The sequence below is a fragment of the uncultured Dialister sp. genome (assembly GCF_937959425.1).
In the GTDB taxonomy this organism is placed as follows: domain Bacteria; phylum Bacillota; class Negativicutes; order Veillonellales; family Dialisteraceae; genus Dialister.
In genome coordinates this window covers 1-2,370 of sequence record NZ_CALGPS010000083.1, presented here as the reverse complement: position 1 = coordinate 2,370, position 2,370 = coordinate 1, and the positions used below count along the sequence as shown (strand labels likewise).

Here is a 2,370-nt window from a genome sequence, read left to right as displayed (position 1 = left end):
AGTGTTAGAGCCAGGCGAATTTAGCCATTTTGAGCCGGGCGAAAATCGCCAAAATCAGCCAAACGAAAATAGCCATTACATTTACCTTCGTCCTCGTTTACAATGTAAGCAGTCAACAATCCAGTGCAAAGGAGGATACATGAAGGTAAAATGTAATGACTTAGAAACAATTGTATCACATGCCATTGCTGAAATGAAATCAGAGTGCAAGGATGACCACTTCTCATTGACATCTGTTAATATTTCAGAATTGAGTAGAAAAACCGGTATTTCCAGAAGCCGGTTAAGAACCTGGAAGAAGAAGGGCGGCAGCTTTAGTCGGAAAAAGCGTAGTTCCCCGGCATTTCATATTTTGGACGGTTTTTCTTCCCTTTTGGATGGGCTTTTGGCCAAAGGCGTCAGTAATTCCGTCGTGTGTCTGGATTATTTAAGACACGAAGGCTTCTCGGGGAGTCTCAGTACCGTCAAGAAATATATCTCTACTCACAAGGACCTGCTGCCACCCAAGCACAGACCGGTAGAGGGACTTGGTACACGCGGCAGGAGATATACTACAGAACCTGGCACCATCTTCCAGATGGATTGGGGTTTTGTGGATGTTGAAACAGAGTCCGGTGGCGGGCTTAGAGCTGCCTGCTTTGCCATGATCTGCCACTATTGCGGGGAATGCTATCTGGAATTTTTCCCTAATGCCAGGCAGGAGAATCTGTTCATTGGAATGATTCATGCGTTTCGGTTTCTTGGGGTCCCCGCTTATGTACTTACAGATAACATGAAGAGCGTAGTTATTGGCCGCACATTGGAGGGGCATCCTATCTGGCAGCATGATTATGCCTCATTTATGCAGACCATCGGATTTCAGACAAAGTTATGCAAGCCCCGGCATCCATATACGAAGGGAAAGGTTGAGCGCCTTATTCGTTACGCAAAGGATAATCTGGTGTCTAACATAAACGTCAACAATCTGAATGATCTGAACGCCGCCTCCCGTGAATGGTGTAATAAGCAGAACAGTATCTGCCATGCCGGCTGCGACTTGGTTCCAGAGGAGGTTCATGCAACGAGGTGCAGCCGCAATATTCATCCTCTGCAGGAAAAGGCGGAACTTATGAATTATCTCTGCCCGATTCGCAGAATCTCTTTTGATGGCTTTGTTACCTACGAAGGCAGACGTTTTGGGGTTCCTGGATGGTATGCCAAAAGCTGCGTCCGCGTCTGCCGTGAATTTGATACATTAACCATTTATTCGGAAGATTTGGAAAAAGTGCTGAAAACCTATGCTGTAACCTGGAGCAGACAGGATTCCTGCTGCGGCGATCAGTTTTCCAGCAAAGAGCCTGAGGAACTGCCTACCATGCCGGTTCGGACAGTTGTTCATTTAGAAGAGCGGAAGCCTTTTGAAAATGAGGATTTCTTCAAGAAGTTCGACTTCACAAAGGAGGGCCCAAAGGATGAGTGAGGATTTGTTCAAGAAAATAGCTGGTGAATGTGCCCAGTTGAGTTTAAGCTGTACGGCAGAAGAGCTTGCACAGATTTCCATTGAGAACCATTTTGATGCGGAGTCGCTCTGTGCCCTGGATATGGTAATGAATCATCTGGCGCAGAAGAAGCATCAGGCATTGGTGGATATCCGGTTGAAAACAAGTAGGCTGCCTCTGCAGAATCCAAAGACTTTTAGTAATTTTGACTTTTCCCGTCTCTATGGGCAGGACAAGGACAGTCTGAAAGAGCTGCAGATGCTGTCACCTTTGTATGCCCGGAGGAATGTGGCATTGATTGGTCCTCCCGGTACGGGGAAGACACATCTGGCTCAGGCCTTCGGATATGAGTGCTGCCAGCGGGGCCTCAATACCTATTTTCTGAAGATGACGGAGCTTCGCGAAAAGATGAATAATGCCCGGCATAATGGAACGACGGCCAGCCTGCTTAAGAGCCTTGTGCACCCGGACTGCCTGATTATTGATGAAGTTGGCCACTGCCACTTCGATAAAGATAATACACGCTTGTTCTTTGATATGATAGACCGGAGATGTGGCAAAGAAAGGGATTCTACGATTATCTTCACCAGTAATAAGATGCCATCAAACTGGACGGAGGATTTTGCAGACAACGACTCATTGGCCTGCGCTATGGATCGGGCCTTTGATGATGCCTTGGTATTTATGATTAATGGAAGCAGCTACCGCGGGCAGGGTCTGGAAAGAATCACCCTACGAACCGGAAAGCCTACATTGTAATATTTCGATGGAACAAAAATAGACCATCTCTTTAAATAGTTGACAATAGCACTGGATTGTTGGCTATTTTTCTTTGGCTGAAATTGGTCAAATTCGCCCGGCTCAAAATGGCGATTTACGCCTGGCTCTAACA

2 protein-coding genes are annotated in these 2,370 nt (G+C 46.5%); both read left to right on the top strand.

From position 1 onward, the window contains the following. The coding region (gene istA / locus Q0482_RS03405; RefSeq protein ID WP_299143392.1) for an IS21 family transposase at nucleotides 1-1,459 on the top strand (1,459 nt) is incomplete at its 5' end. Continuing rightward, nucleotides 1,452-2,237: an ATP-binding protein gene (locus Q0482_RS03400; protein ID WP_299143390.1), complete on the top strand. Its 786-nt coding sequence runs from the start codon at nucleotides 1,452-1,454 to the stop codon at nucleotides 2,235-2,237. The genes istA and Q0482_RS03400, both read left to right, overlap by 8 nt. Nucleotides 2,238-2,370 lie beyond the last annotated feature (133 nt).